The organism is Ideonella sp. P3_A4 (assembly GCF_056403075.1).
The window spans coordinates 1-5,996 of the sequence record NZ_JBFUGE010000371.1 but is presented as its reverse complement, the minus strand read 5'-3'; the positions used below and the strand labels follow the sequence as shown (position 1 = coordinate 5,996).

Here is a 5,996-nt window from a genome sequence, read left to right as displayed (position 1 = left end):
CCTCAGGCTTCATCCTGGCTCCGGACGGCTGGCTGTACGGCGTCAGCGAACGCGGTGGTACGGCTGATGGCGGCGCGGTCTACCGGATCAACACGGCCGGTCAGCTGAGGCTGTTGCACTCGTTCGGCGAGAAGAAGAACGACGGCCTTCGGCCCAAGTCGAGCCTGTTGCTGACGGGCCAGCACACATTCCGCGGCACGACCGATGCGGGTGGTGTCGGAGAGCAGGGCACGGTCTACAAGCTGACTGTCCCGGATTAGGGCGCCACGGCTTCGATGTCGAAGCCATTGCGATGGTGTGCTGTTCGTGGTGGCCCGYTATCCCCCAATCTGAGGAGAAGGGTTCGCGCCCGGACGCGTCAATCGCATTTACATGCCAACTGTAGGACCTGATAATTTGCCCAAACCAAAAAGGGGAGGCTCATGTCCAACATAGCTGGCAAAGCGTATGCCATGAATGTGGTCACGCCCGTACGCTGGTACCTGGCGTGGTTCAACAAGCTGATCTTCTGGGTGGCACTGAAGTTTCCCAGCACCTTGAGTGGCTTGATCACACTGTCGTTGATCCACTATGCGCGCTGGGTCATCATCGGCAAGAACCAGTTTCCGCATCTCGACGCCAAGCAGCCCAGGGAGGACCTGAGTTACTCCTACATGCTGTTCTTCAGCAATTTCAACGGCAGCTGGGACCAGTACGTCGATTCGTTCACCTTCGCGATTCCCAGCGGGCTGGACATGTTCTGGAAATGGAACATCCGCTACCCGCACTCGGTCGCTCTCACGCCCYTCCACAAGTACATCAAGTACAACCAGATCGAAACCCTGCACTACTACAACGCGTATCCGCTGGCCGCGTCCAACGACGTGAAGAGTGCCAAGACAGTGAAGGACGCGCTCATCGCGTTCGACCAGCACGCGCAGGACGGCACGGACGACGAATTCCACCAGCGCTACCGCGCGCTGTTGCGGGGCTTGCAGCACGACCTGGGCGACATGTACCCCACGCCCATCGTCAGCATGGCGGCCTACCAGGTGCAAAGACGCACCCATTGGCACGCAAACCATGCAAGCGGAGGGAAACAGTAATGGGCAACGTCAGCGGCAACGCCTACGCGTTGACAATCCTGTCGCCGATCGACAACGGGCTCGTGCCCGGCCAGGAGATCGCCTGTGCGGACAAGGTCAGGGAGATCCTGCAAGACTGGAACTTCCTGCCCAACAGCCCCATGACGAAGGTTCCACAGACCTACCTGTGCCGTTACTTCGTCCTGGACGATGTGTACACCGAGTCGTTGCCCGGCGCGAGCGCACTGGACACGTTCTCGGACTTCCTGCCTGTCGTTCCCTCCTTGCTGCGGCGCGGGGCCCTGCCGAAGCAAGATCGCCTGAAGTCCAAGTACCTGGTCTTCTCTTGCAATTTCCATGGCGGCCCCAACGGCGACGTCGATGGCTACCTGCGAGGCATGTGGGATGCCATCAGCGCCGACATCCAGGACGTGTGGCGCTACTGCTATGGCTTTGGCCAGGTTCGTGACGCCTCCAGCTTCGTGGCCTACATGAAGAAGTGCCAGCTCACGGCCGCACTGTTCTTTGTCGGCGCCAACGACGAGCCGCTGCCCGAGCAGTTGAAGGCGCTCTACCTCAAGCAGGAATTCGCCAAATTCGCGGTCGAAAACCAGGGGCTGGCGCCGGCCGTGCTGCGCGCGAACTACAACGCCTTCATCCAGCGCGTGGTGCCCCGCGACCTGACCGGGCCGACCTGGGAGCCCGGAAAGTACCGCGTCTAGGAACGAGGCCCCCACGCTTCGTTGCCCCCCGAGGGGGCGTTTTTGCCTAGGGGCGGCCTGTCGTCAAAAAACAGTATTCAGGGGAAAAGACGTGACCAAACAGTTGGACCTGCTGGACATCCAGGGCAACGTGATTCGCGCCTACGGGCGTTTCGGCTATCCCGTCGCGCGCTATGTGTTCTTCAACATCGCAGACGGCGCCCAGGCGCGGGCGTTCGTCGGCGCGGTGACGCGGAAGGTGACGACCGCAGTCCAATGGGGCACCGGCCCCGACCAGGTTCCGCAGCCGAACTGGACGGTCAACGTCGCGTTCAGCTATCAAGGCCTGAAAGAGCTCGACCTGCCGCGCGCATCGCTGATGGGGTTCTCTCCGGAGTTCGCCGAAGGGATGAAAGAGCGCAGGGACACGCTGGGCGACGACGGCCCCAGCGCGCCGGAACACTGGGATCCGATCTGGCGGGAGAACCGTGTGCTGCGCGAAAAGGACGTGCACATCTTCGTTCAGCTCAACGCCCGCCTGCCGGCCCTGCTTGAAGAGAGTTATGCGTGGCTGCAAAGCGTGTACGTGCAATTCCAGCCGGGTGTGGCTTTGCTGGGTGGCCATCGCGGCGACGACGGGGTGCTTCTCGACTACCAGGACGTCAAGGCCGTCATGGAAAACGGACTGCCCACGGCCAAGGAACACTTCGGCTACACCGACGGCATCGGTGACCCGGTGTTCGACGGCGTTCCGTACGACGCCGACCGGGTCAACGGCCGCGGCAAGCAGATCGAAGGCGGCAAATGGGCGCCGCTGGCCACCGGCGAGTTCCTGCTCGGGCACATCGACGAAGCGCACGAGTACCCGCCGGCGCCGGACCCGATCCTGCTGTCGCGCAACGGCACCTACATGGTCTATCGCAAGCTCCACGAAAACGTGGGCACCTTCGAGGCCTACCTCGAAGACCAGGGCAAGAAATTCCCCGGCGGCAAGGAACTGCTGAAGGCCAAGTTCTGCGGGCGCTGGGCCGACAACGGCGCGCCGCTGGTGAAGGCCCCGGACCTGGCCAGCAAGCTGCAGTTCGATCAATTGCTGGCCGCTGCGGATGACAAGGGCAAGGACGCACTGCTGTGCGACTTCACCTACGACGACGACATGAGCGGCGCCAAGTGCCCTTTCAGCGCGCACATGCGCCGCATCAACCCGCGCGCGTCGCTCGAGATGACGCGCGACCCCGGCGACCCGCCCGGTTCGCTGAAAGTCGCCACGGGCGCGTTCGACACGCCCGGTGCGCTGGCGAACCGGCGCCGTCTGCTGCGGCGCGGCCTGCCCTACGGCGACGTGCGGGACCGCACGCGCGACGACGGCAACCACGGCATCATCATCATGATGCTCAACAGCGACATCAACCGCCAGTTCGAGTTCGTGCAGCAGCAGTGGGTCAACTACGGCAATGATTTCAAGGCCGCCAACGACAAGGAAATCCTCCTGGGCAACCACAGCGCCCACGACGCGCGGCCGAGCAAGGCCGTGATCCAGGTCGATCCCACCGGGGACGACGCGCCCTTCATCCTGGCGAACATTCCGCGCATGGTGGAAACGCGCGGCGGAGAGTACTTCTTCATCCCGAGCATGACGGCGCTCAGGATGATTGCCAAGGGCATCGTCGATCCAACCTGAAGCCGTACGGGGGGCGCAAGCGACTCTGGCGGTGTGGCGGGTCAGGACACGGTCTACAAGCTGACCGTCACTGACCAGCCACCGAGGCTTCGTGGAAGAGGGCCAGCGTCTCGGCCGCCGGCGTGGCGCCCAGCACGCTGGCCAGCAACTCCCGGCAACGACGGAAGGTGCGCAAGGCCTCGGCCCGTTCGCCGCGGGCCAGTTGCGCCCGCATCAGCGCGCGGTAGATCGGCTCGGCCAGCACGTCACGCGTCAGGGCGCGCTCATACAGCGCAATCGCGGCGGCCCAGTCGCCGCGCGCTTCGAGCGTGCTGCCCCAGGCGGTGACGGCGCGGTAGTAGCGCAGCGCCAGGCGCTCGCGTGCCATCTGCATGCGGCCGCTCAAGGTTTCGCTGCCGAGCAGCCGGTCACGGTACAGCGCGAACAGGCGCTCGGCCCGTTGTGTCGTCGCCGCGTCGGCGGTGCCCTGGGCAAGGTCGTGCTGCAGCTCGTCGGCCAGCGTCTCGAAGGCACCTGCGTCGCACCACACCAGCGCCGGGTCCAGCGCCACGGTGCCGTCGGCCACCAACACCGCTTCGGGCAGGTCCAGCAGCTTGCGCAGCCGCGACACCGCCATCTCTAGCGACGCCTTCGGCGCATCGGCCTCGAGCGAAGGCCAGAGCGTGTCGATGATGAAGCCGGCATCGATCGGCCCGCCGCCGTGCGCGGCCAGCAGGGCCAGCAGCTCCAGCGGCTTGCGTTGGGCCTTGCCGGGCGAGCGCAGCGGCAGTTCGTCGCGCCAGATCGTCAACTCACCCAGCACCTGAACGCGCAGCCGCCAGGGCCAGTCGGGCCGCGTCGCATCCGGCGCACTCAGGTGGCGGTCGCGGATGGTGGCGCGCACGAACTCGGTCTCGATGTTGGCGTCGAGCGCGGCTTGGCACAGCCGCGCGGCGAGGCCGGACACGGTGAAGAAGAAGCGGTTGAACTGCAAGCGCACAGCGCCGGCCAGGGCCTGCCGCAGATAGCCGAGCGCTGCGTCGGGCTGGTGGTCCAGGTGCGCTGCAGCTTCGGCGAACAGGATGAGCACGTCCAGCGTCTCGCCTTGCACGCCGAACTGGAACGGTCGCTGGCTGTGCAGCTCGATCAGCGCTTCGTCGAAGCGGCCGAGCGCCGCCAGCACATTGGCCCGCAGCGCCCGGTAGGCGCCCTGGTCGCGGATGGGCACCTCCACATCGGCGCACACCGCCAGCAAGCGGTCGATGCGGGCCAGCGCTGCGCCATGCTCGCCGCGTTGCGACAGGTATTGCGCCTGGGCGCGCAGGGCCTGTGGCAGGTAGGCGGCAGCCATGTCCGGCATCAGCGCTTCGATCTCACGGTAGATGCGTTCGGCGCGGCTCAGTTGGCCAGCCTTCAGCGCCACCGGGATGTCCAGTGTCAGCAGCGCAAAGCGCACCTCGGGCAGTGCGTGCGTGTCCAGCAAGGTCTGCAGCCGGTGGCGGGCTTGCTGGGCGGCTTCGGCGTCGCCGTAGTACTCGTGGTGGCACATCGTGGTGAACCACCAGTTCGCCAGCAGCACCGGGCTCACCGTGTCATGGCGAAACCTTTCCTGCTGCAACGCGATCACGCGGGAGGCGGCCAAGGTGTCCATCTGCTGGCCGTGGTGGTCGAGCAGGCATTTGGCGAGCAGATAGTGCTCGGTGGCCGTGAGCGTGGTCTCGGCGCGCAGGCCTTCCGCCAATGCGTCAGCCGCTTCAGCCAGGATGGTGCGGCCCTCGGCGTCGTCGATGGCGGTATGGTCCTGCATCGGGCGGGCCAGCACACCGGCACAGCCGCGCAGCGCGGCAGGCTCACCGGTGCGTGCCCGCGCGGCCAGGTGGTCGGCCCATGCGCTGGCAACGTCGGCGGCGAAGCGGACACACCAAAGCGCGCTGCCGCGGAAGTCGAAGAACTCGAAGTTGATCACCACCAGGGCGATCGCTGCCACCTGCCAGGCGGCAGCGGCATCGCCACGGCGTTCGGCCTCCTCCCACAGCGCATGCAAGGCGGCGCGGGCACGGGGCTCGTCGTCGGGCATCAGGGCGAGGGCGGCGTCCAGGTCCATGGTGGCGCCTGATACTAGCCCAGGGTTACAACTTGCCACCAGCGGGCGTCAACGGGGCGTCCGTCAGGCCCGTTGTTCGTGCATGGGGCAGCCGACATGGCCGCCCTGCTCGAAAGGAGCCTCTCATGTTCACCCGTTTGCTTCGCCTTGCCCCCTTTGCTGCCGCGCTGGCCGTTGCAGCCATCAGCGTGCCTGCCCAGGCCGGTGGTGTCAGCTGGTCAGTCGGCATCAACGCGCCGATCGCCCCGGGGGTGCAGGTCGGCACCGTGATCAATGGCGGACATCGCCCGCGCTACTACCCGGCACCGGTGGTGTATGGGCCGCCGCCGGTCTATGTCGAGCCGCCGGTGGTCTACACCCCGCCGCCGCCGGTGTACGTGGCCCCGGTGGTGTATGCGCCGCGCCCGGTCTACTACGCCGCACCGCGCCCGTACTACTACCGTWCGTACTACCGTCCGCCGGTCTAC

6 protein-coding genes are annotated in these 5,996 nt (G+C 66.0%); 5 read left to right on the top strand and 1 reads right to left on the bottom strand.

Annotation, left to right across the window (positions count from 1 at the left end; genetic code table 11):
* From AC1DYI_RS24335 to AC1DYI_RS24320, 4 genes are all read left to right on the top strand, one after another.
* On the top strand, positions 1-260 hold a 260-nt coding region (locus AC1DYI_RS24335), incomplete at its 5' end, for a choice-of-anchor tandem repeat GloVer-containing protein (RefSeq protein WP_477206713.1).
* Positions 261-422: 162 nt separating this feature from the next.
* Positions 423-1,085 carry a hypothetical protein gene (locus AC1DYI_RS24330; protein ID WP_477206712.1) on the top strand — a complete coding sequence of 221 codons (663 nt, stop codon included), beginning with the start codon at positions 423-425 and terminating at the stop codon, positions 1,083-1,085.
* On the top strand, positions 1,085-1,786 hold the full coding sequence (locus tag AC1DYI_RS24325; RefSeq protein WP_477206711.1) for a hypothetical protein: 702 nt from the start codon (positions 1,085-1,087) through the stop codon (positions 1,784-1,786). Before AC1DYI_RS24330 ends, AC1DYI_RS24325 begins: the two co-directional genes overlap by 1 nt.
* Before the next feature lie 91 nt (positions 1,787-1,877).
* Positions 1,878-3,446: a Dyp-type peroxidase gene (locus AC1DYI_RS24320; RefSeq protein ID WP_477206710.1), complete on the top strand. Its 1,569-nt coding sequence runs from the start codon at positions 1,878-1,880 to the stop codon at positions 3,444-3,446.
* Between the two features lie 67 nt (positions 3,447-3,513).
* Here the strand turns inward: AC1DYI_RS24320 and AC1DYI_RS24315 are convergent, their stop codons facing one another.
* Complete coding sequence (locus AC1DYI_RS24315; RefSeq protein ID WP_477206709.1) at positions 3,514-5,529, bottom strand: BTAD domain-containing putative transcriptional regulator; 2,016 nt, start codon at positions 5,527-5,529, stop codon at positions 3,514-3,516.
* 125 nt (positions 5,530-5,654) lie between these two features.
* On the opposite strand from AC1DYI_RS24315, the gene AC1DYI_RS24310 reads away from it, so the two are divergent.
* Positions 5,655-5,996: hypothetical protein (locus AC1DYI_RS24310; protein ID WP_477206708.1), on the top strand; the 342-nt coding region annotated here is incomplete at its 3' end.

What these genes read in the sequence shown, in the direction of transcription:
- AC1DYI_RS24325 (WP_477206711.1), top strand. Translation starts at nt 1,085, where the DNA reads ATGGGCAACGTCAGCGGCAACGCCTACGCGTTGACAATCCTGTCGCCG.
- AC1DYI_RS24315 (WP_477206709.1), bottom strand. Translation starts at nt 5,529, where the DNA reads ATGGACCTGGACGCCGCCCTCGCCCTGATGCCCGACGACGAGCCCCGT.